Genomic DNA, 21,969 nt, shown 5'->3' with positions numbered 1-21,969 from the left:
CGACGGCTCTGCTGAATCGAGGCGACATGCGTTGGCTCCGTCGATTGCTGGGCGGTAGGCGAGTCCAGCTCGACCCGGGACGACAGCAGGCGCTGCTGCACGACGTCCAGTCCCGGTACGGCCCCCACGCGCGGATCCGGTTCAACGAGCAGGTCGACGCGCTCACCGGTTCACTCGACAGTGACGACGGCCTGGTGGTGGCGACCCGGATCGTGAGTCAGGTCGCCGACGAGGCCCACGTGGACCTTCAGGCCCAGGCCCAGGACATCCACCGACGGACCGGCCGGCGACTGCTGGTGCACCGCCGTAACTACCGGCCGCTGTGGAAGGAGGCGGGCCCGGCCCTGCGCTGGCCGCTGTTCGCACTGCCGTGCGGCTTCCACCCGTACGCGCAGGTGGCCGCCGCCGTCACCGTGGTCGGCAACCGGGCGCCCCGGCTCGACCGGGTGACCGACCCGAACCCGCTGGTGACCCGCGTGTTCGAGGTGCTCGACCTGACCACCTCCGGCTGGGAGTACGGCCGGGTGCGGGTGGACACCGATGCCGCCACCCTGGCCAATCGACTGATCGTCAGTGCCGGGCAGGTCCTCGCGGCCATGGACGATCCGCCGCGACTGCCGCCCGCGGTCCGTGAGCTGATGCGTCGTAACAACACCGTCGCCGTGCACGATCCGGCCGGCCCTCGGGCGGTCGGCGGGATCAACCTGGGCGCGCGGATGCGGGAAGAGTTCCTGGTCTGAGCGCCAGCGGGCGCTACTGCTCGGGGCGCCGGCGGGCGAGATGCACGAGGATGTCGGCGGCAAGCTCGACCGTCTCGGGCAGGATCCGCTCGATCCGGCTGAAGACCTGCTCCTGCTTCGAGGCCGGCAGCTCAAGATACGCCGAGATCGTCGACAGGTGCCCGACGTAGTCGCGCGCACTCATCGTCAGTCGACGCTCGATCACGGTCTGCCGCACATCGGTGAACCATTCGGAGCGTTGGAGTTCGGTGCCGGGCCACTGCATGGCCTGCCCCGGGGGCGTGCCGTCGGGAGAGGGAATCTCGTCGCTCTCCAGGAAGGGTGCCCGGGCGGCGCGGACAGCGTCCGCCACTGCCGGGTCGACCAGCTGGGTTGGTCCACCGAACGAGGCGAACACGCCGCCGGGTTCCAGCAGCGCGGCCACCCGCGACCATCGCCCCTCCGGTGTCGTCCAGTGCAGAGCCGCCGCCGCGTAGACCAGGTCGTACCTCGCGCCCGGCCGCAGGTCCTCGAACGCGGCCCGCACGGTCTCGACGCCTGCTGGCACGTGCTTGCGCAGCTCGGCGAGCATTGCCCCGTCCGGCTCGGTGGCGGTGACAGTGACGCCCGCTGCGGCGAACAGTCGGGTCGCCTTGCCCGTTCCGGCCCCGATCTCCAGCGCCGTTCGAATCGGCCGACCCGCGTAGCTCAGGACCAGGTCGACAAGCTCGGCGGGGTAGCCCGGTCGGTACCGTTCGTACTGCTCCGCCACCATCCCGAAGCTCAGTGCGCGAGCAGGCATGCCGCCAATCCTGTCACCACTCGCGTCGGTGATACCCGATCTTCCAAGCAAACGCACCGCCGTGACGACAACTGCCCGCAACCGCTTGCCGGTCCGTCGAACACCGCTCGACCATGTGCGGATGGGGCCGGAGCGTCGGGTGATCGTCGGTGTCGACGTGGGCCCCACTGCCGTGCGGGCTGTCGCGTTCGCCCTGGACGGCACCGCACGACACGTCGCGACGCGGGAGTACCCACTGCTCGAGCCGATGCCCGGCTGGCAGGTACAGGAGCCCGACGTGCTGATGGCGGCCACCATCACGGCGATGTCCGCGTGTGTGGCCGGCACCGCCGGAGCGGAGGTGGTAGCCGTCGCGCTGAGCTCCGCCAGGTACGGCCTGATCGGGCTGGACGCGGCCATGACGCCGGTGACGCCACTGCTGACCCGGCGCGACACGCGGTCGTCGGAGGCGGCCCGTGAGTTGCGGTCGTCCGGCCAGAGCCGGGAGCTGCACCGGTTGACTGGCACACCCGTGCACCCGATGAACCCGCTCTGCAAGCTCCTGTGGTTCGCCCGCCACGAGCCGTACCTCTGCATGGCGACGCGGTGGTGGATCGGCCTCAAGGACTACGTGGTCCATCGGCTCACCGGGATGTTGGTGACCGAGTTGTCCTCGGCATCCGGCACCGGGATGTTCGACGTGCACCGTCGGCTGTGGAGTACCGCCGTACTCGATCTTGCTGGGGTGTCCGAGAGCCAGTTGCCCCCGGTGCTGCCGACGACGGCGGTGTTGCGGTTGTCGCCGACGGCCGGGCGAGCGGTCGGCCTGCCGTCGGGCACACCGGTGGTCGTCGGCGCGGGAGACGGCCCGTTGCGCAGTCTGGGCGCGGCGGCGATCGACCCCACCGTGGGTGGCCTGACGCTCGGGGCCACCGGGGCCCTGCGGACGGTCGTCGAGGCTCCCCTCACCGACCCGGCAGAGTCGTTCGCCTGCGGTGCGTTGACCGACGACGCGTGGGTTGTCGGCGGTGCGCTCAGCAACGGCGGCAACGTCGTACGGTGGGCGGGGCGTGTCCTCGGTGACGACAGTGCCGCGCCCGCGCTCCTGGATCTCGCCGAGCGGATCGCACCGGGCAGCGATGGTCTCGTGATGCTGCCCTACCTGCGGGCCGATGAGGCGACGCCGCAGGGCTGCGCCCCGCCGGGCGCGTTCCTCGGGCTGCGCAGCGAGCACTCGCGCGGCCACCTGGTCCGGGCCGCCGTGGAAGGCGTCTGCCTGCAACTCGGTGGTGTCCGGGACCGGCTGGCCGAGCTGACACCGATCGGCAGCGTCCGCCTGACCGGTGGCGCCTTCCGGTCTCCGCTGTGGCGCGCGGTGATGGCGGCGGTGCTGGACTGTCCGGTCCGCGTCGCGGGGGTGGCCGACCACGTCACCCTCGGCGCGGCGGCGCTCGGGCTCTTCGCGATCGGCCACACCTCCGATCTTCAGGAGGCGGTCACCCAGCTCGATCCCGGGGTCGCCGCCGGCGAGCCCGTCGCGGTGGACCCGGCTCTCGCCGCGGCGTATCGCGGTCTGCGGGCGAGGCTGCCCGCGCTCCTCACCGTCGCGAGTCGCCTGGGCGAGATCCTCGACGCCGGCGCCGACCTCAGTGCTCCGGCTCGTCCTTGACCCGCGCCACCAGTTGGGTCGGGTTGACGTAGCGCAGCGCGACGATGAGGAGGACCAGCATCATCGAGGTGTAGATGACCGCCATGGCGTCGACCGACTGCTGGGCCCTGATCCCGGACGCGGACATCGAGTAGTAGAGCGCCACCACCAGGGTCTGCGAGTCCGGTCCCGCGGTCAGGAAGGTGAGCTCGAACATGCCCACGGTGCGGACCAGCACGAGGATCGCGGAGGCGAGGATGCCCGGCACGAGCAGCGGCGTGAGGATCCGGAGGAACACCGTCCGCAGGCCCGCGCCGCACATGCGCGCGGCGCTCTCGATCCTCGGGTCGATCTGCTCGATGAACGGGGTCATGGTCAGGATGACGAAGGGCACCGACGGCACGAGGTTGGCGAGCACTACCCCGGACATGTGCCCGGCCAGGCCGAACTTGTAGAGGACTGTCGCCAGCGGGATGCCGTAGGTGATCGGGGGCATCAGGATGGGCAGCAGGAACACCAGGAAGATCAGCCGTTTGCCCGGGAACGAGCGCCGCGCGAGGGCGTAGGCGGCCGGCACGCCGATCACCAGCGAGAGGCCCACGACGAGTACGGAGACCTCCAGCGTCACGACGATGACCTGGAGGAGCGCGAATTCGTCCCAGGCTCGGGCGTACCAGCTGGTGGTGTAGCCGTCCGGGAGCCAGGTGTCGAACCAGCGCTGGCCGAACGAACTGACCAGCACGGACGCCACGACGCCCAGCAGGTTGAGGAAGAAGAAGATGACGACGCCCCAGACGATCCAGGCGGCCGGGCGCGCGACGATGCGCCGCCGCCGGTCGGTGCTGGTGGCGGGGGGCCGCGCTGGTGGGGCCTGGGTGGTCGTTGCCATCAGCCCTTGCCTCCGGTGGAGCCGGTGTAGAAGCGGCTGCGAGCGGCCAGCACCACAGCGATGATGACCAGCTCGACGAAGCCCATGATCATGGCGATCGCCGACGCGTACGGGTAGTCGTACTGCTCGTAGGCCGCCTGGTAGGCGGCGAGGGAGATGACCCGGGTCTCCCCGGCCGGGTTGCCGACCAGAACGGCAGACGGGAACACGCTGAACGCCAGGACGAACGTCAGGCAGAAGGTCGTGGCGAGGCCGGGCATCAGCAGCGGCAGGGTGATCCGGGTGAACCGGCGACGCCAGTCCGCCCCCAGCGTCGCGGCCGCGCGTTCCAGGGTCGGGTCGATGCCGGACAGGTACGACAGCACCAGCAGGAACGCGAACGGAAAGCCGGTGATCACCAGCGAGAAGAACACGCCCCAGTAGTTGTGGGTCAGCCGCACCGGCTCGTCGACGAGGTTGCTGGCCAACAGGATCCGGTTGAACCAGCCGGTCGGGCCGAGGAAGTTCAGCAACCCCTGTGCGGTGAGGACCGTGCCGAGCGTGATCGGCACTACCAGCAGCGTGGTGACCAGCCGCTTGCCCCGGAACCGGCCACGCATCCGGTAGGCGATCGGCACGGCGGCGAGGACGTTCAGGAGCGCGGCGGGCAACGCGATCCGCAGCGTGATCCAGATCGTGCCGCGCTCGTAGGAGTCGGAGAAGAACCTTGCGTAGTCGCTGAACGGCCCGCCCCGGGTCGGCTGGAACGAGAGCGTCAGCCCGTAGAAGAACGGGTAGAGGAACAGGGCGATGACGAAGATCAGGGCCGGGACCAGTAACCAGAGCTGACGGTCGATGCCCCGCTCGGCGAGACGGTGCTGCCAGTGCGCCAGCGGCCTCCCGGGCCCGCTCACCGGGTCGTCCCCGCAGCCTCCGGGAGGCGGTCGGGCTGCGGCGACGCGTCGGCGGGATAGACGAGCAGCCGCTGCGGGTCGACGGCGAGCTTGACCTGGTCGCCCGGCGCGATCCGCTGCTCGGTCCGTAGGTGCAGCAGCAGCCCGGTGTCGGTTCGGGCCTCGGCCGCCAACTCGCGGCCCTGGTACTCCACCACCTCGACCGTCGCCGACATGGCGTTGCGGGTCTCGCCGGGCTGGTCGACGCGGATGTCCTCGGGGCGTACCGCGACCACGGCGTCCGCCCGGGGCTGAAGATCCCCCACCACCTCGCCGAGCAGGCGATGGCCGGACGACTCGACGGTGGCCCGGTCGCCGTCGGACTGCTGAACCCGCCCGCGCCACAGGTTGCGGTAGCCCATGAAGTCGGCGACGTGCCAGTTCGCCGGTCGGGTGTGCAGGTCGCGGGGGGAGCCGATCTGCTGCACGCGGCCCTCGCGCAGCACCACCAGCCGGTCGGCCAGGGAGAGCGCCTCCTCCTGGTCGTGGGTCACGTAGACGGTGGTGAGCCCCAGCGACTGGTGCAGCCGGCGGATCTCGGTCCGCATCTCGAGGCGCAGTTTGGCGTCGAGGTTGCTCAACGGTTCGTCCATCAGCACCAGCGACGGTTCGAACACCACGGCGCGGGCGATGGCGACGCGTTGCTGCTGACCACCCGAGAGCTGACCGGGCAGCTTGTCGACGTGGTCCTCCAGCCGCACCAGCCGCACCGCCTCCTCCGTACGGCGGCGCGTCTCCTCCTTGGGCAGCCGCCGCATCCGCAGCCCGAAGGCGATGTTCGCCCGGACCGTCAGGTGCGGAAAGAGGGCGTAGCTCTGGAACACCATCCCGAAGCCGCGCCGCTCCGGTGGGAGCGTGTCGATACGGCGCTCGTCCTGCCAGATGCTCCCCTCCGTCAACGGCAGCAGCCCGGCCAGGCAGTTCAACGCCGTCGACTTGCCGCAGCCGGACGGGCCGAGCAGGGCGATGAACTCCCCCGCCTCGATCGTCAGGTCCAGCTCGGTGAGCGCGGCCTGGCCACCGAAGCGGCGGGACACGCCGTCCAGCCGCAGCTGGGTGAAGGCGGTCATCCCTGCTTGACCTTGCCGCCGCCGATCTCGCGGTCCCAGCGGCTGAACGCCGCCACCAGGCTCTTCGCGTCGAGCGGGACCTCGGTCGGGTTTCCGGCGATCAGCGCGTCGTACTCGGGACGACCGAACTCCCGGATCGCGTCCTGGCTCTTCTGCGGCGCCGACGAGAGCTGGACCTCCTTGATCGCCGGGCCCGGGTAGAAGTAGCCCTCGTCGTACGCCTTCGCCTGCTGTTCAGGGGTGAGCATGAACGCCAGCAGGGCCAGCACGGCGGCCTGGGTGTCGGTCGACACGCCCTTGGGCAGGACGGCGTAGTGCGCGTCGGTGACCCAGTGGAAGCCGTCGATCGGGGTGATTTTGGCCTCCTTGGGCACCGTGCCGAGCACCCGCGGGTTGATGTCCCAACCGGTTGTGCTGACGATCAGGTGCGCGGTGCCGTTGGCGAGGTTCTTCATCGTCTCGGTGGTGCCGGACGGGTAGTAGTCGACGTACTGGCCCAGCTCCTTGAGGAAGGCCCACGTCTTGTCCCAGCCCGCTGTGGGGTCCTTGGGGTTCGAGTCGCCCAGGATGTAGGGCAGACCCATCAGGAACGTCCGCCCCGGGCCGGAGTTGGCCGGCCGGGCGTACTGGAATTTGCGGGGGTTGGCTCTGGCCCAGGCGAGCAGCGCCTCCGCGCTGGTGGGTGGCGTCGCCAGTCGGGACGGCAGATATTCGAGCAGCGGACCTGACGGGTAGTAGGTGACGGTGACGCCCGCGTTGCCGGCGAGCTTCTGCATCGCGGCGGCCGGCTCCAGGTAGTTGCTCATGCCGCCGAGACGGTCCTGGAAGGTCGGCAACACGTCGATCCAGAGCCCCTGCTCGATCCCGGCGGCCAGGCCGTCGACGCCGGTCAGCACGAGGCCGATGTCCACCCGGTCCGCCCCCTGCTGGGCCTTGATTTTTCCGGCCAGCTCGGGCGCCGGAGCCTTCGAGTAGGTCACCCGGGAGATCACGTCGGGGTTCTTCGAGACGAACTCGTCGATCATCCCCTGGGTCAGCTGGAGGTTGCCCGCCACGTCGAGGACGTTGAGCGTGACGGCCTTACCGGGCCGCTGTGGCACCTCACCGGTGCTGTCGCCAGTGCTGTCGCCGGGGGCCTCGGGTGCCCCGCACCCGACAGTGCCCACCAGGAGCGACGATGCAGTGACCAGGAGAGCGCCGCGCCGCGAGATACCCATGAGCCGTTCCCTCCGCCAGGTGTCATCAGTGCTGATTGAGGCAGCCGGCGCGCCGGGGCGGCAACGGGTTGCCATGTATTGCCTCGCGCGAATGTGATCGGAGCGCCGGATTGTTGCGGGGGCATTGCCGAGTATTCACGGCCGCCATACCATGATCACGGCGCGTAGCCGGGAGGAGCATGCAGATGCCCGACCACACCAGGCCGCCGGGAAAGCGAGTCACGATCTACGACGTCGCCCTCGAGGCGGACGTCTCGCCGTCCACTGTGTCCCGCGCCTTCTCCCGACCGAGTCGCGTCAACTCCGAGACCGCCGAACGGATCCGGCGGGTCGCCGAGCGGTTGGGCTACCGGACCAACCCCCTCGCTCGCGCCCTCACCACGTCCCGCACGCAGATGATCGCGCTGGTCATCGCCGACATCACCAACCCGGTGTACGCCGAGATCGTGCGCGGCGCGCAGGAGGTGGCGGCCGACGGCGAATACACCACCGTGCTGATCGACGCCCAGGAGTCCGACCGCCTGGAACGGGCGGCGGTCGAACGCACCATGTCGACAGTCGACGGCATCGTGCTGGCCAGCAGCCGGATGTCCGACTCGGCCATCCGGATGGTCGCCAAGCAGCGGCCGGTGGTGGTTCTCAACCGCGCTCTCGCCGACGTGCCGTGCGTCGTCACGGACGACCCTCGCGGCGTGCGGCGGGCCGCCGAGCACCTCGGTGAGCTGGGGCACGACCACATCACCTACGTCGCGGGGCCGCAGGCGTCCTGGCCCAATGGTGTGCGCTGGCGCTCGCTGCTCGAGGCGGGGATGGAGCTGGAGATCAAGGTTCGCCAGATCGGGCCGTTCAGCCCCACCCTGGCCGGCGGTGAGCGGGCCGCGCAGGAGCTGTGCACGCGTCCCGCGACGGCGGTCCTGGCCTTCAACGACCAGATGGCCATCGGGATCATCCGCGGCCTCAGCCGGATGGGCGTCAACGTTCCGGGCGACGTCAGCGTCGTCGGCTTCGACAACATCCTCGCCGCCGACATCGTCACCCCCGGGCTCACCACCGTCGCGGCACCGCTCTACGCGGAGGGCTCGGCCGCTACCCGGCACCTGCTCACGATGATCGAGGGGGCACCCGGGCACACCGGCCGGCCGATGGTCCTGCCGGTACGCCTCGTGGTCCGCGACTCGACGGCCGTACGCAACCCGAGCCCCGGTCGGACCCGACCAGCCTGGGTACGACAGCGACCCGTTCCCGGCCCGGCGGCCCAGCTGCCGTGAGGGCCGCGCGGCCCCGCGACAAGAAACGACAACTCGTTGCCGAGGCGGAGCCACGCCGGGAAGGATCGACGCGCATCCATCCAGCAACGTCGTTGCGCTCGCGGGACGGGCCGAACGGCGTCCCCAGCGAACGAACGAGGAGATGGCGATGAACCCAGCTTCGGTACCCCGGCTACGGCGAACCCTCATCGTGCTGGGCACGGCACTGGCCACCGTCGCTGCCACCCTCACGGTCGCCACCACCACGCCGGTCGCCGCGGCCCCGTCGCCGGACGACTACAACGGCTCCGACCTGTGGCTGCGGTACGTGCCGGTCGACGACGCGAAGCTGCTGCGTGACTACCGCCGCGCGGCCACGGCGATCGTGGTCGAGAACGCCGACGCCACGAAGGTCCACCGGCACACGACGGACCTCGCCATGGCCCCCGACTCGCGCGAGAAGCTCGTCGAGACCACGCTGGACGCCGCCCGGGACGAACTGGTCCGCGGTCTGGGCGGGCTGCTCGGTCGACCGACGCCCGTGGCGACTGTCGACGGCGGCACGGTCCCCGACGGCGCGGTCGTGGTGGGCACGCCGACGAGTTCCCCGCTGGTGGCCCGCACCATCGCGACCCGCGACCTGGCAACTGTGGGCGACGAGGGCTACCTCGTCCGGTCGGTGTCGAAGGGCAGGGCACGCTTCACCGTCATCGCCGGCAACAGCGACCTCGGCGCGCTGTACGGCACCTTCGCCTTCCTCCGGCTGCTGCAGACCCAGAAACCCATCGACCACCTCCGCGTCGCGGAGTCACCGAAGATCAAGCATCGGCTGCTGAACAACTGGGAGACCGAGCGTCTCTACGCGGGCAACAACGCCTCCGGGCTGGGCGGGCTGAACGGGGAGAGCGGGGCGATCTTCAACTTCGCCGCCACCGGCGCCAGCGCCGGCCGGAACCTGCCCGTCATTCTCGACCGTTACCTCGTCATGGCCCGCGCGTTGGCGTCCCTGGGCATCAACGGCATCACCATCAACAACGTCAACGCCGACAACGCGTACCTGACGAGCACCCGCATCGCGCAGGAGGCTGCCCTCGCCGACGCGCTGCGTCCGTACGGGATCAGGCTGGGCCTGTCCATCCGCTACACCGCGCCCACCGACAGCCGGTTCGCCCCCGACACGCTGACCAACAGCCAGCTCGATCCGTACGGCGCGGATTTCCGGGGCTGGTGGCACCGCCGGGCCCAGCAGATCCAGGCCGCGATCCCGGACTTCATGGGCCTCACCGTCAAGGCCAACTCCGAGGGCCAGCCGGGGCCACAGGACTTCGGGTACGACCACGGTGACGGCGCCAACGCCATCGCCGCCGCGGTGGCACCACTCGGGATGACGGTGCACTGGCGGACGTTCGTCTACAACGCCGAGGTCGACAACGACCGGCTCAAGCGGGCCTACCTGGAGTTCGGGCCGATCGACGACGAGGTGCAGCCGGACGGCAGCCGGGGGCGCTTCGCCGACAACGTGTTCCTCCAGACCAAGAACGGGCCACTGGACTTCCAGGCCCGGGAGCCCATCCACCCGATGTTCGGCCGGATGGAGAACACCAACCAGGCCCTGGAACTCCAGATCACGCAGGAGTACACCGGCCAGAACTGGATGCTGGCCTACCTCGGCCCGATGTACGAGGAGATCCTCAAGACCGACACGTACGCGACCGACGCGAACGGAAAACCGCTCAAGAAGCGCCTGGTCGGCAACGTCGTCGACGGGAGCGCCCAGCACCACTCGGACACCGCCATCGTGGGTGTCGCCAACCTCGGCAACGCGGACAACCTGACCGGGCACCACTTCGCCCAGGCGAACCTCTTCGCATTCGGACGTCAGGCGTGGGACTGGACGCTCGACTCGGCGGACATCGCGACCGACTGGACGCGGATGACCTGGAGCAACGACCGGCGCGTCGTCGACACCATCCACAGGATGATGATGGGCTCCTGGGAGTCGCTGGTCAGCTACCAGACGCCGCTGGGCATCGGCCACCAGTTCGCCGAGGGCGCCCACTACCGCCCCGACCCCGCCGACTGGGCGGGCCGCGACGACTGGAGCCCGATCTACTACAACAAGGCCGACAGCGTCGGTCTGGGCTTCGACCGCTCCCCCACCGGCAGCAACCTGGCCGCCCAGTACTTCCCCCGGTTGCAGCAGCGCTACGGGAACATCAACTCGGTCCCGGAGAACCTGCTGATGTGGTTCCACCACGTGCCGTGGGGCCATCGGATGGACAACGGCCGGACGTTCTGGGACGAGTTGGTCTACCGCTACCAGATGGGCGTGCAGTACGTGACCTGGATGCGGGAGACCTGGGACGCGCTGCAACCCGACATCGACGCACGCCGGTTCGCGGAGGTACGCGCCAAGCTGGCGGTGCACGAGGCGGACGCCGCCGACTGGCGGGACACCTCGGTGAACTACTGGAAGGAGTTCAGCGGGCGGGACGTCCCGGTCGACGACGCCCCGCTGTCGGCGACGATCGTGGTGAACGGGAAGAGGTTCGGCGGCTTCAACCTGTCGGACACCGCGTACACGATCCCGCTGCCGGCCGGGGCGTCGCCGACCATCACGAAGGTGCGGACGGCCGACCGGAAGGCCCGCTACGAGATCGTCTCCCAGGCGGCCGGCGTACCCGGTCAGGCGGTCGTCAAGGTCACGACGGAGAGCTTCTTCGGCCCCCTGGTGAAGAACTACGTCTTCAACCTGGTGCCCGACACGACGCTGACGGCAGTGCGCGTCGACGGTAAGCGTCTGGAGTCCTTCGCGCCGACGGTGCTGCGCTACAACGCCCTCACGCCGGCCGGCACCACGACCGTGCCGACGGTCACCGCCAGCGCCGCCGATCCCGCCGCCACTGTCGCGGTCGAGCAGGCGACCAGCCCCACCGGGCAGGCTCGGGTCACCGTCACCAACGGTGGAGCCTCGTCGGTCTACACGGTGGACCTGAACACCACCATCACCGGCAGCGACGAGTTCGACTCGGCCCAACTCGGCCCGCAGTGGCAGTGGGTCCGGCCGGACGAGAGCAGCCGGCGTCTGGCCGACGGGTCCCTGGTCATCACCGCGCAGCAGGGCGACCTCCAGGGCAACGCCAACACCGCGAGGAACCTGGCCCTGCAGGACGTCGACGGCGACTGGACGGCCGAGTCCCGGGTCGTCTTCTCCCGCCCACTGGCCACCAACAACGAGCAGGGCGGTGTGCTCGGGTACGCGGACGACAACAACTACGTGAAGCTCGCCTGGGAGATGGGCAACGCCACCGCAGCGGTCAACAAGACCCGGATCGTCTTCCTGCGCGAGCAGAACGGCACGGCGTCCACCCTGGAGATCACCGGAGCCGACGCCCAGCGCATCGTCGGGGCCGACGGCGCCATCTGGCTGCGACTGACCAAGATCGGAAACAGCTACCGCGCCTACTACTCCACCGACGGAAGCGTCTACCGCTACATCGGCTCCCAGACGCTGAACGCCGAGGCGACGGAGGCCGGGCTGCTGGCCTTCAACCGGGCCGGCACCTCCACCGACCTCGACGTCGCCTTCGACTACTTCCGGATCGAGAGCCGCGGCGAGCGCATCCGCTGAACCGGTATGTCGATGTGCTGCTGAGCGGTATACCTCAGAGTCATATTCATACCTCTGAGGTATACCGCTCAATACCGCGTCCGCCGCGACGGCCTGACGCCGCGACTTTCGTACCGGTGCGATCTGCCCGGGAGCCACGCCAGCACCGCAAGCCGCGACCGGGCCCGTCCCCGGTTGGGGACGGGCCCGGTCGTGCTCCCCCGAGCAGGATTCGTTGCCGTCAGCCCCCGATCGCGATGGCGAAGATGTGCATGGTCGGCACGTTCGTGGCCGGCCGGGCGCTGATGTTGGGCAACACGACCGAGGCCACCGCCTTGCTCTGCAAGGCGACACCCACGTAGTAGATGCAGGCGGCGGTGGCTTGGCGGCCGTTGTTGGGCCGGTTCTGGTACGCGGACACGATGGCCGCGGTGCCCCCGGAGTGCGGCCCGCCGTACCAGTCGGGCGTGCTCAACGTGAACGTCTGGCGGGTGCCGTCGGCGTAGACCACAGTGCCGGTCCCCGACACCGCGCCGTAGGTGCCGGTCAGCAGGAAGCCGAGCGTGCTGCCGGTGCCGGTCACGCCGATGGTCTGGCCCGAGGCGATGGCGTTGTCGGCGGCCCCGGAGCTGACGTTGGGCCAGCGGAAGTTGACCCCGTTGCGGCTCACCGTGCCGCCCGGGCTGGCACCGGCCTGCGCCAGGGCCTGCGCGGAGAGCGTGGCCCCGCCGCCGTCGAAGTTCCCGACGTTGGTGTTGCTGTCGCTGGTGATGCCGACGTTGCTGAAGCTCTGCTCCAGCGTCGGCGTGGTGGCACCGGAACTGGTGACCCGGTAGGTGCGTCCGGCCTGCACGGTGACCTCGATCAGGTCGGACTCGATCCGGGTGGTCCGGGCCGCCGTACCGTCTGCGGTGTCGACCACCGTGACGGTGCCGGTCAGGATCCGGGAGCGCAGGCGGACGGTGCCGGCGCGGTCCGGTCGGATGAGGATCTCGGTGGCCAGACCGCTCGCCCAGGTGATGCCGACCGTGTGCCCACCCCGACCGCGCAGGCCGGTCACCCGCCCGCTCGGCCAGGCCGGCGGCAGCGCGGGCAGCACGTGCAGCTCGCCGGTGTGGCTCTGCAACAGCATTTCGGCGATGCCGGCGGTGGCGCCGAAGTTGCCGTCGATCTGGAACGGCGGGTGCAGGTCGAACATGTTCGGCGCGAGCCGCGCGGTGGTGGCGAGGTAGCGGATCAGGTCGTGGGCCCGCTTGCCCTCCTCCATCCGAGCCCAGAAGTTGATTTTCCAGGCCAGCGACCAGCCCGTGCCGTCGTCGCCGCGCAGCGCCAGGGTCCGCCGGGCCGCCTCGAACAGCTGCGGAGTGCCGCGCTTGGTGATCTGGTTGCTGGGAGCCAGCCCGTAGAGGTGCGAGATGTGCCGGTGGTTGGGTTCGGTCTCCACCCAGTCGTAGAGCCACTCCATGATGTTGCCGCGCGAGCCGATCTTCATGGGCGGGAGCCGGTCCCGGGTGGCGCGAACCTGCGCCCGGAAGGTGCTGTCCACGTTGAGGATCTCGCTGGCCCGGGCGCAGGCGTCGAACAGGTCCCGCAGGATCTGGTTGTCCATTGTCGGACCGGCGCACACGCTGGCGTTCGCGTGGTGGCTCAGCTCCGGCGAGTTCGACGGGTTGGTCACCAGGTAGCCGAGGGTCGGCTCGGTCACCAGGGTGTTGAGGAAGAACTGCGCCGCGCCCTTCATGGCCGGGTAGTTCGTCCGCAGGAACTCGATGTCACCGTTGAACAGGTAGTGGTCCCAGATCAACGTGGACAGCCAGGCGCCGCCGGTCTGCCACATGCCCCAGAACGCGCCGTCCACCACAGCGGTGGCCCGCCACGCGTCGGTGTTGTGGTGGGTGACCCAGCCACCGGCGGCGCCGTACTGCACCTGGGCGGTCCGCGCTCCGGCGACGGCGAGATCCCTGACCATGTCGAAGACCGGGTTGTGGCACTCGGCCAGGTTCGTGGTGTTGGCCGGCCAGTAGTTCATCGGCAGGTTGGCGTTGATCGTGTATTTCGAGTCCCACGCCGGGGCCAGCGAGTCGTTCCAGATGCCCTGGAGGTTGGCCGGCTGGGTGCCGGGCCGCGACGACGAGATCAGCAGGTAGCGCCCGTACTGGAACAGCAGCGTGGAGAACTGCGGGTCGTTGACGCTGTTGTGCTGGGCGATGCGGACATCCGTCGTCTGGTCGGCCGCGGACGTGCGGCCCAGATCGAGGGTGACCCGGCCGAACAGCGCCTGGTAGTCGGCCACGTGCCGGCTGCGCAGTTGGTCGTAGCTGCTGGCCCGCGCGGCGGTGAGGCGCTGTCGGGCGATGCCCTGGTAGTCGCCGCCGACGTTGCGGTAGTTGACGTAGCTGGAGCCGATGGAGATCAGTAGGGTCACGCTGTTGGCGTTGGTCACCCGCAGGGTGCCGCCGGAGCTGGACACGCTGCCGCCGCTGACTGTCGCGTTGGCCAGGGCCAGGAAGCGGACCGCGCCAGTGACGCCCTCCATGTTTCCGGAGACACCGTCGAGGCCGATCGTGGTGCCGTCCGGGCTGGACACCGTGGTGCGCTGCGGGCTGTCGAAGGTGGCGGTAAAGCTGATCGAGCCGGTGCGGTCGGCGGTCAGTCGCATCGCGATGACCTGGTCGGGCGCGCTGGCGAACACCTCCCGCTGGTGACGAACGCCGTTCAGCACGTACGACGTCGTCACGGTGGCGGTGGTGAGGTCGAGCGTCCGGTCGTACTGTGACGCTCCGCTGGCGGAACCGAAGGCGAGCCGCAGGTTGCCGACGGTCTGGTAGGCCAACTGGCCGCCGGGGTTGCCCATCATGGTCTGGTTGATCAGATCCTGGGCCTGGGTCCACTGGTTCGCGTTGACCAGCCGCCGGATCTCCGCGAGGGCTCCCGCGCCTCTGGGGTTGCTGGGATCGTGCGGCCCGCCGGCCCAGACGGTGTCCTCGTTGAGCTGAAGTCGCTCGGCGTCGACGTTGCCGAAGACCATGGCGCCGAGCCGGCCGTTGCCGATCGGCAGCGCCCGCAGCCAGTCGGTCCCGGCCCCTTCGTCGTACCAGAGGGCGAGGTCCCCGGCGGCCAACACCTGCGGCGGCGCCACCGAGTCCGCTCGCGCCGCGGCGGTCCAGGGCACCGGCAGGAGAGCACCGCCCGCGCCGGCTGCGCCGACCTTGAGGGCCTGCCGTCGGGTCAGGTCTGACATCGATCCTCCAAACGGTGACCAGTCCGGCCACCCCGAAGCGTGACAACTATGGGACTCGACATGGGGATCCGCTTGGTGGCGCCAACCGGGACCCTGCCTGAGCAGGCCGACGCCGGGCCTTGGCGAGCCAGACATCTGATGTGTTTCGGGAAGGTTACTCCGAGGCCACAGAATAGGCAACGGTCGATCGATGGGTGGACACCCCGCCCCTCTGGCCGGTCAGCGAGACGAATGGACGGGTGCGCAGCGGCGGACCGACGCGGCACAGCACACCAATCCGCCAGAATCACGCCGACGACCACCAACCCCGATGGACATACATCAGATGTACGTGAGCAGGTGGGATCGACGCGCCCGGCGCCCGTACGCAATCGGGTTGTTCTCTGCCGGCGCACGGGTGACCATGGGCGGCATGGCGGGAGTTCGGGGGTGAGATCGCCTCTTCAAGGTGGACTACCGCCCGGCGGCGCGGTGGTGGTCGGGGCCGTCGTGGAGATCGCCTGCGACGAGTCGGGATTCTCGGGTACGAACCTGCTGCACTCGACAGCCCCGGTGATCACGCACGCGAGCGTCGACCTGGCCGGCCACGAGGCGGTCGCGCTCATCACCGCCCTGCGGTCCGGGTTCCGGTTCGCACCGCACGAGCTCAAGTCCGGTCGGTTCCTGCGCGGCTCGGGTGCGCAGGAGGCACTGGAGTGGTTCCTGGCGGCGCTGGCCGGCCGCGCGCACGTCCACCTCATCGACAAGGAGTTCTTCCTCGTCACCCGGATCGTGGACTTCCTGCTGACCGAGCCGTCGTACGCGGCGGGCACCCGCCTGGCTCGCGAGCACCATCCGGCGGCTCTCGCCCTGCACGAGGCCGGACGCTCGGCCGGAGGCGACTGGGGCGTCTTCCTGTCGGCGTTCGTCGATCTGGTCCGGATGAAACGGCGACTTCCGGTCGACCAGACCGTGCAGCGGTTCTTCCAGGCCCGCGACGCGCTGCGGCGACACGGCCTCGGCACGGTGGCCGACGCCGTCCTCGACGGGCTCCGCCCGAGCCACGTGCGGGCCGTGGTAGCCAGGCTCGACGTCGACGACCGCACGGTCCCTCCCCCACTGGAACCGCTGCTGCCGGCGCTGGCGGAGACGGTCCTGTCCTGGAGCGGCGGCCAGCGGCAGGTGCTGGTGACCCACGACGAGCAGAGCGCCCTGACGGCCGACCGACTGACCCGCCTCCAGCGGGTGTTGGCCGACGACGGCCACCCACCGCCGGCCGGCGTCAACCGGGCCGGGGCCTTGCCGAACGGGGTGTCACCCCTGGCCGGGCTGGTGATGGTCGACTCCCGCGACGATCCGCGCGTGCAGGTAGCGGATCTCCTCGCGGGAGTGGCCCGGCGGATGCCCGGCAGCATCGACGACGCGCTCCGTCAGCCGCCGCCCGCGCCCCCGAGGTGACGGGCAGCGGCCGAGTCACGACGCGGCACGGGCCCGGAGGGTTTGCGTGGTGGCCGAGTCAGCGGGAAAGAACGCCTCGACGGCCAACCCGGCGACTGTGACATCCCGCGGCGTACCGAAGAGGGTCGTGGTGCTGACGAAGGACAGCTCCTGGTCACCGTGCCGGTAGCGAAGCGGAACGAGAACACGTGAGAGGGCATCGTCTGGCGGTGTCGTGTCGACGTCGCGACCGGGATAGCCGCGAAGCTCCTCGTGCAGGTCGTACAGGATCGGGTCGTTGGTCGTCGCCGCCTGCTGGTGCAGCCGTTTCAGCAGGTGGGCGCGCCACTCGGGCAGGTTGACGATGCGCGGTGCCAGACCGTCGGGGTGCAGGCTGAGGCGCAGCACGTTGATCGGTGGGGTGAGCAGGTGGGGCTGTGCGTCCATGGTGAACAGGGCGACGGCAGGGTTGGCGTCGACGAGGTGCCAGTGCTGGTCCACGAGCAGCGCGGGGTACGGGCTGTGACCGTCGAGGATCTGCCGTACGGCGGCCCGTACCGGTGCCAGCTCGGGGTCGCTCAGTTCGTGGCGGGCGTAGGCGGGCGCGTAACCGCCGGCCAGCAACATCGTGTTGCGCTCGGCCAGCGGCATCTCCAGGTGTTCGGCCAGCCGCAGGATGAGGTCGGGGCTCGGCCGGGATCGCCCGGTCTCGACGAAGCTCAGGTGCCGGGCCGACACTCCAGCCTCGATCGACAGGTCGAGCTGGCTCATTCCGCGAGTCCGGCGCCAGTCGCGCAGCAGCTCCCCCACTGGTCGCCCGTGCCGGGTCGAGATCGTCACTCACCGACCCTAATTCCGCACCGACAGCCGGGCCATTACCTGCGAGGTAATCGACAGCCCACCACGACAGCGGACATAGTTCTTCCGGCACGACCGGTCCGGTGCCGCGACGCGGCGGCCCACGCCGCCCGCCACCACCGCGACCGACGTCAGAAGACCAAACGCAAAGGCAGGCAATCATGACCGCGTACGCGCTCGCACACCTCCGGAAGGCGCCCGTCCACGCCGAGGTACTGACGTACCTGGAGCGAATCGACGCCACCCTCGCGCCTTTCGCGGGCCGGTTCATCGTCCACGGCGGCACCATCGACGTCCTGGAGGGCGACTGGCCCGGCGACGTGATCGTCATTGAGTTTCCCGACCTGAACCGGGCCCGCTCCTGGTACCAGTCCAGCGCCTATCAGGAGATCAAGCCCCTGCGGACGAGGCACCTCACCGGCGAGGTGATTCTCGTCGACGGAGTCGAGCCGGGCCACGACTCGTCGCAGATGGCCGCGACCATTCGCCGCGGCACCGATCGGTAGCACCTGACCTTCGCCCCCGCCGGGGCACGAGCGCCGTCCCGAAGAACCGGATGGCTCGCCGCCCGCAAGGCACCACGACTCAGGCCAGCCGCCCGTAGTCTCATCGGATGCAGGACATCCAGACGCACACCCTGGTCATTCCCGGCGTCGACCTGGTCTACGACGTCCGCGGCCCGCTACCTCCCACTGGCGCCCATCGTGCGCTGCTCATGATCGGCCAGCCGATGGCGGCGGAGGGATTCGTCCAGCTCGCCCCGCACTTCACGGACCGCACGGTCCTCACCTACGACCCGCGTGGTCTGGGCCGTAGCGTCCGCAAGGACGGTCGGTCCGACCACACGCCGCAGCAGCAGGCCGCCGACCTGCACGCGCTCCTTCAGGCGCTCGACGTCGGTCCGGTCGACGTGTTCGCCAGTAGCGGCGGCGCGGTGACCGCACTCGAACTGGTCGCCACCCACCCCGACGACGTCGCCACCCTGGTGGCGCACGAAGCGCCGATCAACGCCGTGCTCCCCGACGCCACGGCCGCCGAGCGCGCCCGAGCCGGCTTCTACGAGGCGTACCAGGCGAAGGGCTCGGGGGCGGGGATGGCCGCGTTCATCGCCATGACGTCCTGGCAGGGCGAGTTCACCGATGCCTACTTCGCCCAGCCCGCTCCCGACCCGGCGATGTTCGGCATGGCCGCCGACGACGACGGCAGCCGAGACGACCCGCTGCTGTCGCAAAGCTCGTGGGCGATCACCGACTACCGTCCCGACGCGAGCGTGCTCACCGCCGCGCCCACCCGGATCGTGGTCGCTGTCGGCGAGGAGTCGGCCGGCACGTACACCGCTCGCACCGCCCTGGGCCTTGCGGCGCTGCTCGGCCAGGAGGCCGTGGTGTTCCCGAGCCACCACGGCGGATTCCTCGGCGGCGAGTTCGGCTACGCGGGCAAGCCCGAGGAGTTCGCCGCGCGGCTGCGAGAGGTGCTGGACGCCGGCTGACGTCGGTGCCGGCCTCGCACCCGCGCTTCGGCATCGCTCACGGACGGACGGACCTGGCCACGATCGGTCTCAAGTGGCCGACCGGCCGTATGGTGGGACACGGAGACGACGATCCGCCGTCTTCGATCAAACGCCACCTGCGGCGGTCGAGGAGAACGAGATGACTGGTCTGGCGACCGTCGGCGCAGTCGTGGGTGTCCTGCTCGTCGGGCTTGTGGTCCTGGTCCGTAAGCCGACCAACACCCGGTCGGTGCTCAGATGGTCGGCCCTGGCGATCACCGCGCTGGTGGCCGCCGTGCTGGCTCCCTTCACCGTGGACGACTCGGGCGCCGCGGCCAGCTATCTGCTCGGCGTTCCCGTCGTCGCGGCGCTGCTGCCCGTTCTCGCGCAACGGGCCGGTCGGCTGGCCCTGGTCGTCGATCTGGTGGCCGCGCTCGTCCTCACCGGATGGGGTCTGCTGCTCGGGCTGGGCATCGGTGTCGCGTTCCTGCCAGCGGTGATACTCCTGATAGCGAGCGCCGCAGGCACCTGGGCGCCGCGACCGTCCACCACGTGACCCGGTGACTCGCTGTCAGCCGTCCGGGGTGAACAGCCCCTGAACGCCGACGGCGATCGCGATGAGGCCAAAAATCGCGAGCAAGAGCCGGACGCCGGTGGCACCGTCCGACTGCTCGTCGCGGGGCGTCGACCGTCCGGTCAACCGGCCCCACAGCAGGGCGAGCCCCACACCGATCCCCACCACCTCGAAGTGGAACACCCGGGGCCCGGACACCAGGTGGACGATGAGGTAATAACCGCCGGTCACCAGGGCCACGAGGCCGACCACCCACGCGATCGGGGCGGCCCGACCGGCGAGGCGGCCCAGGTCGTCGCCGACCCGCGGCAGCAGCCGCAGCACCGCAACGGCGAGCAGGAAGCCACCGACGATGTTGGCGAGGTCGAGCAGCAGAGCCATAATCACGGGAGTCTCCGTCGATCGGGTGATCAGCCGGTGGGAGCGTACCCACGGACCCGGTCGGTTGAAACGGTCCGGACGACACGCCCCCACGACGGAGTTCGGGCTGGATCGCTCACCCCCTCAGCGTGCGCAGCGCCACACCAGCGGCCGATACGCCTGGTTCTCGTAGACGGCCCCGACCACCGTCAGACCGTCGTCGCTGATCCCCTCGGCCGTGTACGTGCCCGCCTCTGTCGCCCGGACCTCCGGTCGGCCCGGCAACCGGCGGGAGGTGCCGTCCGGGGCCACGACCAGCGGCGCGCCGTCGGCGACCAGCACGTCACCATTGCCGGCGATGCCGCTCGCCCCCGGGAAGGGCAACAGGCTCACCGCCCCGGTGGCGAGATTCCACCGCACCGGCAGCATCTGCACGGCGCCACTTCGTTGGTCGCCGGGAACGGTGCCGATCGCCCATTCGCCACGCGCCGAGTCGACCGACGCCCGCGGGTAGCCGTCGGGCACTGCCAGCGCCGCCCCGACGCCCTGCGGCGTCCACCGGTAGGGCCGTTCGCCCACGGTGCCGACGATCGTGCCGTCCTCGGTGATCCCGGTCGCGGACGACCCCCGCTGGCCGACCAGCCGGTGCTTCTCGGGGTGGTCCGTCGACCACCGCACGGCCTGGTGCGAGTCGTCGGACCTGCGGGCGGTGCCGACGATGTCGCCCCGGGCGTTGACGGCGTGCACGAGCACCGCGTCGTAGCCGGGCGGGGTGGCCAGGAAACGCAGCTTCCCGTCCCGGTACAGCCAACCGGTGCCGTCGCCGTTGGTGCCGACCACATAGCCACGGGTGTTGACAGCGGCCGCGTGCCGCGCGGCCGCCGGCAGGACGACCGGCCGGCCGTCGGTCCACAGCACCACCCGTCCGTCCTCCTGCCCGGTGCCGATGTCGCCGACGATGTGCCGTCCGGTGGGATCGACTCTGTTGGCCACCGCGACCGGACCGCCGACCGGCTGCGGCAACCACGACGCCTGGCAGGTGACCGGCGGGCGGGGGGCGGCCGACCCGGTCTCCGCCGGTGACACCGCGAGCGCCGGCGTGGTGGGAGCCGGCGGGCTGGTGGTCCCGCCAACCTGGACGGCGCCCACAACACCGACCCCGGCCAGCACCGTCAGCGCGGCGATCCCGCCTACTCGGCGACGCTGGCGGCTCCGCCGGCCGTCGCGGACCGCCCGGCTCAGGTCGACCCGCGGCTCCGGTACCGGCGCCGACCGCAGCAGCTCGGCGATCCGCTGCTCGTCCACCGTGGTCATCTCGGACTCCTCACTGACATCTCGGTGACGTCGAGCACCTGGCGGACGGCCGCCAACGCCCGAGCCGTCTGCGACTTCACGTTGCCTTCGGAGCAGCCCATCGCGGCGGCCGTGTCGGTCAACGACAGGTCGCACAGGAACCGCAGGACCAGCACGGTGCGCTGGCCACGCGGGAGGCGGGCGAGCGCGGCGAGCAGGCTGTCCCGCTCGGCCAGGTCGTCGTGCGGCGTGACCGGCGATCGCTCCGGCGCCGGCGCCGACCCCAGCAGGCGAACCTTCGCCCAGCTCAACCGCTTCTCATCGACGAGCTTGTGCACCAGCATCCGATGTACGTACGCGTCGACGTTGTCGGCCCGGCTGACCCGGCGCCAGTTCACGTAGAGCGCCGTGACCGTCTGCTGCACCACGTCGTCGGCCAGATGGGCGTCGCCGCACATCAGGAACGCGGTCCGATGCAGGCTCGGCAGTCGCGCGGAGACGTACTCCACGAACTCACCCTCGGCATCCACCATCGAGGCTCCCTCCTCCGCAAGCTCGACGGGACCGGACGACCATCAGGTTGCGTCCCCGTCGAAGAACGCTCGAAAGCCCTGCCGCTCGGCCG

18 protein-coding genes are annotated in these 21,969 nt (G+C 70.3%); 8 read left to right on the top strand and 10 right to left on the bottom strand.

The window, feature by feature from the left end; all coding sequences use genetic code 11:
* Nucleotides 1-26 precede the first annotated feature (26 nt).
* Nucleotides 27-740 carry a hypothetical protein gene (locus PSH03_RS13770; protein ID WP_238689351.1) on the top strand — a complete coding sequence of 238 codons (714 nt, stop codon included), beginning with the start codon at nucleotides 27-29 and terminating at the stop codon, nucleotides 738-740.
* 13 nt (nucleotides 741-753) lie between these two features.
* Here PSH03_RS13770 and PSH03_RS13765 read toward each other — a convergent pair whose 3' ends face one another.
* Nucleotides 754-1,521 (bottom strand): class I SAM-dependent methyltransferase, encoded by a 768-nt coding sequence (locus tag PSH03_RS13765; protein WP_238689350.1) that lies wholly within the window; start codon nucleotides 1,519-1,521, stop codon nucleotides 754-756.
* Between the two features lie 121 nt (nucleotides 1,522-1,642).
* Between PSH03_RS13765 and PSH03_RS13760 the strand changes: the two genes are divergently transcribed.
* The gene (locus PSH03_RS13760; protein ID WP_238689349.1) at nucleotides 1,643-3,169 is read left to right on the top strand and encodes a gluconokinase; all 1,527 of its coding nucleotides are present in this window, start codon (nucleotides 1,643-1,645) and stop codon (nucleotides 3,167-3,169) included.
* Here PSH03_RS13760 and PSH03_RS13755 read toward each other — a convergent pair.
* Genes PSH03_RS13755 through PSH03_RS13740 form a run of 4 tightly spaced genes read right to left on the bottom strand, consistent with a single transcriptional unit; the run spans nucleotide 3,147 to nucleotide 7,256 of the window.
* Nucleotides 3,147-4,037 (bottom strand): ABC transporter permease, encoded by an 891-nt coding sequence (locus PSH03_RS13755; RefSeq protein WP_210781199.1) that lies wholly within the window; start codon nucleotides 4,035-4,037, stop codon nucleotides 3,147-3,149. The genes PSH03_RS13760 and PSH03_RS13755 overlap by 23 nt on opposite strands.
* On the bottom strand, nucleotides 4,037-4,930 hold the full coding sequence (locus tag PSH03_RS13750) for an ABC transporter permease (RefSeq protein ID WP_238689348.1): 894 nt from the start codon (nucleotides 4,928-4,930) through the stop codon (nucleotides 4,037-4,039). The genes PSH03_RS13755 and PSH03_RS13750 overlap by 1 nt, the downstream gene beginning before the upstream one ends.
* Nucleotides 4,927-6,039, bottom strand: coding sequence for an ABC transporter ATP-binding protein (locus tag PSH03_RS13745; protein WP_238689347.1), 1,113 nt, complete (start codon nucleotides 6,037-6,039; stop codon nucleotides 4,927-4,929). Before PSH03_RS13745 ends, PSH03_RS13750 begins: the two co-directional genes overlap by 4 nt.
* Nucleotides 6,036-7,256, bottom strand: coding sequence for an ABC transporter substrate-binding protein (locus PSH03_RS13740; RefSeq protein ID WP_238689346.1), 1,221 nt, complete (start codon nucleotides 7,254-7,256; stop codon nucleotides 6,036-6,038). Before PSH03_RS13740 ends, PSH03_RS13745 begins: the two co-directional genes overlap by 4 nt.
* Before the next feature lie 185 nt (nucleotides 7,257-7,441).
* Between PSH03_RS13740 and PSH03_RS13735 the strand changes: the two genes are divergently transcribed.
* Complete coding sequence (locus PSH03_RS13735) at nucleotides 7,442-8,524, top strand: LacI family DNA-binding transcriptional regulator (protein WP_210781202.1); 1,083 nt, start codon at nucleotides 7,442-7,444, stop codon at nucleotides 8,522-8,524.
* Nucleotides 8,525-8,672: 148 nt separating this feature from the next.
* The gene (locus PSH03_RS13730; RefSeq protein WP_238689345.1) at nucleotides 8,673-12,134 is read left to right on the top strand and encodes an alpha-glucuronidase family glycosyl hydrolase; all 3,462 of its coding nucleotides are present in this window, start codon (nucleotides 8,673-8,675) and stop codon (nucleotides 12,132-12,134) included.
* Between the two features lie 220 nt (nucleotides 12,135-12,354).
* On the opposite strand, the gene PSH03_RS13725 is transcribed toward PSH03_RS13730, so the two are convergent.
* Complete coding sequence (locus tag PSH03_RS13725; RefSeq protein WP_210781205.1) at nucleotides 12,355-15,354, bottom strand: glycoside hydrolase family 95 protein; 3,000 nt, start codon at nucleotides 15,352-15,354, stop codon at nucleotides 12,355-12,357.
* Nucleotides 15,355-15,783: 429 nt separating this feature from the next.
* Here PSH03_RS13725 and PSH03_RS13720 point away from each other — a divergent pair, with 429 nt between their 5' ends.
* Nucleotides 15,784-16,791, top strand: coding sequence for a hypothetical protein (locus PSH03_RS13720; RefSeq protein WP_238689344.1), 1,008 nt, complete (start codon nucleotides 15,784-15,786; stop codon nucleotides 16,789-16,791).
* Nucleotides 16,792-16,806: 15 nt separating this feature from the next.
* Here PSH03_RS13720 and PSH03_RS13715 read toward each other — a convergent pair whose 3' ends face one another.
* The gene (locus PSH03_RS13715; protein WP_210781206.1) at nucleotides 16,807-17,610 is read right to left on the bottom strand and encodes a helix-turn-helix domain-containing protein; all 804 of its coding nucleotides are present in this window, start codon (nucleotides 17,608-17,610) and stop codon (nucleotides 16,807-16,809) included.
* Between the two features lie 179 nt (nucleotides 17,611-17,789).
* Here PSH03_RS13715 and PSH03_RS13710 point away from each other — a divergent pair, with 179 nt between their 5' ends.
* The 3 genes from PSH03_RS13710 (at nucleotide 17,790) to PSH03_RS13700 (ending at nucleotide 19,673) form a co-directional block, all read left to right on the top strand.
* Nucleotides 17,790-18,134, top strand: a complete 345-nt coding sequence (locus PSH03_RS13710) for a DUF1330 domain-containing protein (RefSeq protein ID WP_210781207.1) — start codon at nucleotides 17,790-17,792, stop codon at nucleotides 18,132-18,134.
* A 107-nt stretch (nucleotides 18,135-18,241) separates the two neighbouring features.
* Entirely contained in the window at nucleotides 18,242-19,117 is an 876-nt protein-coding gene (locus PSH03_RS13705; RefSeq protein ID WP_210781209.1) for an alpha/beta fold hydrolase, read from the top strand.
* A gap of 160 nt (nucleotides 19,118-19,277) precedes the next feature.
* Nucleotides 19,278-19,673: a hypothetical protein gene (locus PSH03_RS13700; RefSeq protein WP_238689343.1), complete on the top strand. Its 396-nt coding sequence runs from the start codon at nucleotides 19,278-19,280 to the stop codon at nucleotides 19,671-19,673.
* A 15-nt stretch (nucleotides 19,674-19,688) separates the two neighbouring features.
* On the opposite strand, the gene PSH03_RS13695 is transcribed toward PSH03_RS13700, so the two are convergent.
* The 3 genes from PSH03_RS13695 to PSH03_RS13685 all read right to left on the bottom strand — a co-directional run bounded on the left by PSH03_RS13695 (nucleotide 19,689) and on the right by PSH03_RS13685 (nucleotide 21,877).
* A complete protein-coding gene (locus PSH03_RS13695; protein ID WP_238689410.1) occupies nucleotides 19,689-20,072 on the bottom strand; it encodes a hypothetical protein in 384 nt (127 codons plus the stop codon).
* 123 nt (nucleotides 20,073-20,195) lie between these two features.
* Nucleotides 20,196-21,365 (bottom strand): hypothetical protein, encoded by a 1,170-nt coding sequence (locus tag PSH03_RS13690; protein WP_238689342.1) that lies wholly within the window; start codon nucleotides 21,363-21,365, stop codon nucleotides 20,196-20,198.
* Nucleotides 21,362-21,877: a SigE family RNA polymerase sigma factor gene (locus PSH03_RS13685; protein ID WP_238689341.1), complete on the bottom strand. Its 516-nt coding sequence runs from the start codon at nucleotides 21,875-21,877 to the stop codon at nucleotides 21,362-21,364. Before PSH03_RS13685 ends, PSH03_RS13690 begins: the two co-directional genes overlap by 4 nt.
* Nucleotides 21,878-21,969: the final 92 nt, after the last annotated feature.

This window comes from Micromonospora salmantinae (assembly GCF_022230905.1).
Classification (GTDB): domain Bacteria; phylum Actinomycetota; class Actinomycetes; order Mycobacteriales; family Micromonosporaceae; genus Micromonospora; species Micromonospora salmantinae.
Note: the sequence above shows the minus strand (reverse complement) of the source record. Positions and strands in the feature narration are given on the sequence as shown.

What these genes read in the sequence shown, in the direction of transcription:
- PSH03_RS13770 (WP_238689351.1), top strand. Translation starts at nt 27, where the DNA reads ATGCGTTGGCTCCGTCGATTGCTGGGCGGTAGGCGAGTCCAGCTCGAC.
- PSH03_RS13765 (WP_238689350.1), bottom strand. Translation starts at nt 1,521, where the DNA reads ATGCCTGCTCGCGCACTGAGCTTCGGGATGGTGGCGGAGCAGTACGAA.
- PSH03_RS13760 (WP_238689349.1), top strand. Translation starts at nt 1,643, where the DNA reads ATGGGGCCGGAGCGTCGGGTGATCGTCGGTGTCGACGTGGGCCCCACT.
- PSH03_RS13755 (WP_210781199.1), bottom strand. Translation starts at nt 4,037, where the DNA reads ATGGCAACGACCACCCAGGCCCCACCAGCGCGGCCCCCCGCCACCAGC.
- PSH03_RS13745 (WP_238689347.1), bottom strand. Translation starts at nt 6,039, where the DNA reads ATGACCGCCTTCACCCAGCTGCGGCTGGACGGCGTGTCCCGCCGCTTC.
- PSH03_RS13740 (WP_238689346.1), bottom strand. Translation starts at nt 7,256, where the DNA reads ATGGGTATCTCGCGGCGCGGCGCTCTCCTGGTCACTGCATCGTCGCTC.
- PSH03_RS13735 (WP_210781202.1), top strand. Translation starts at nt 7,442, where the DNA reads ATGCCCGACCACACCAGGCCGCCGGGAAAGCGAGTCACGATCTACGAC.
- PSH03_RS13730 (WP_238689345.1), top strand. Translation starts at nt 8,673, where the DNA reads ATGAACCCAGCTTCGGTACCCCGGCTACGGCGAACCCTCATCGTGCTG.
- PSH03_RS13725 (WP_210781205.1), bottom strand. Translation starts at nt 15,354, where the DNA reads ATGTCAGACCTGACCCGACGGCAGGCCCTCAAGGTCGGCGCAGCCGGC.
- PSH03_RS13710 (WP_210781207.1), top strand. Translation starts at nt 17,790, where the DNA reads ATGACCGCGTACGCGCTCGCACACCTCCGGAAGGCGCCCGTCCACGCC.
- PSH03_RS13705 (WP_210781209.1), top strand. Translation starts at nt 18,242, where the DNA reads ATGCAGGACATCCAGACGCACACCCTGGTCATTCCCGGCGTCGACCTG.
- PSH03_RS13700 (WP_238689343.1), top strand. Translation starts at nt 19,278, where the DNA reads ATGACTGGTCTGGCGACCGTCGGCGCAGTCGTGGGTGTCCTGCTCGTC.
- PSH03_RS13695 (WP_238689410.1), bottom strand. Translation starts at nt 20,072, where the DNA reads ATGGCTCTGCTGCTCGACCTCGCCAACATCGTCGGTGGCTTCCTGCTC.
- PSH03_RS13690 (WP_238689342.1), bottom strand. Translation starts at nt 21,365, where the DNA reads ATGACCACGGTGGACGAGCAGCGGATCGCCGAGCTGCTGCGGTCGGCG.
- PSH03_RS13685 (WP_238689341.1), bottom strand. Translation starts at nt 21,877, where the DNA reads ATGGTGGATGCCGAGGGTGAGTTCGTGGAGTACGTCTCCGCGCGACTG.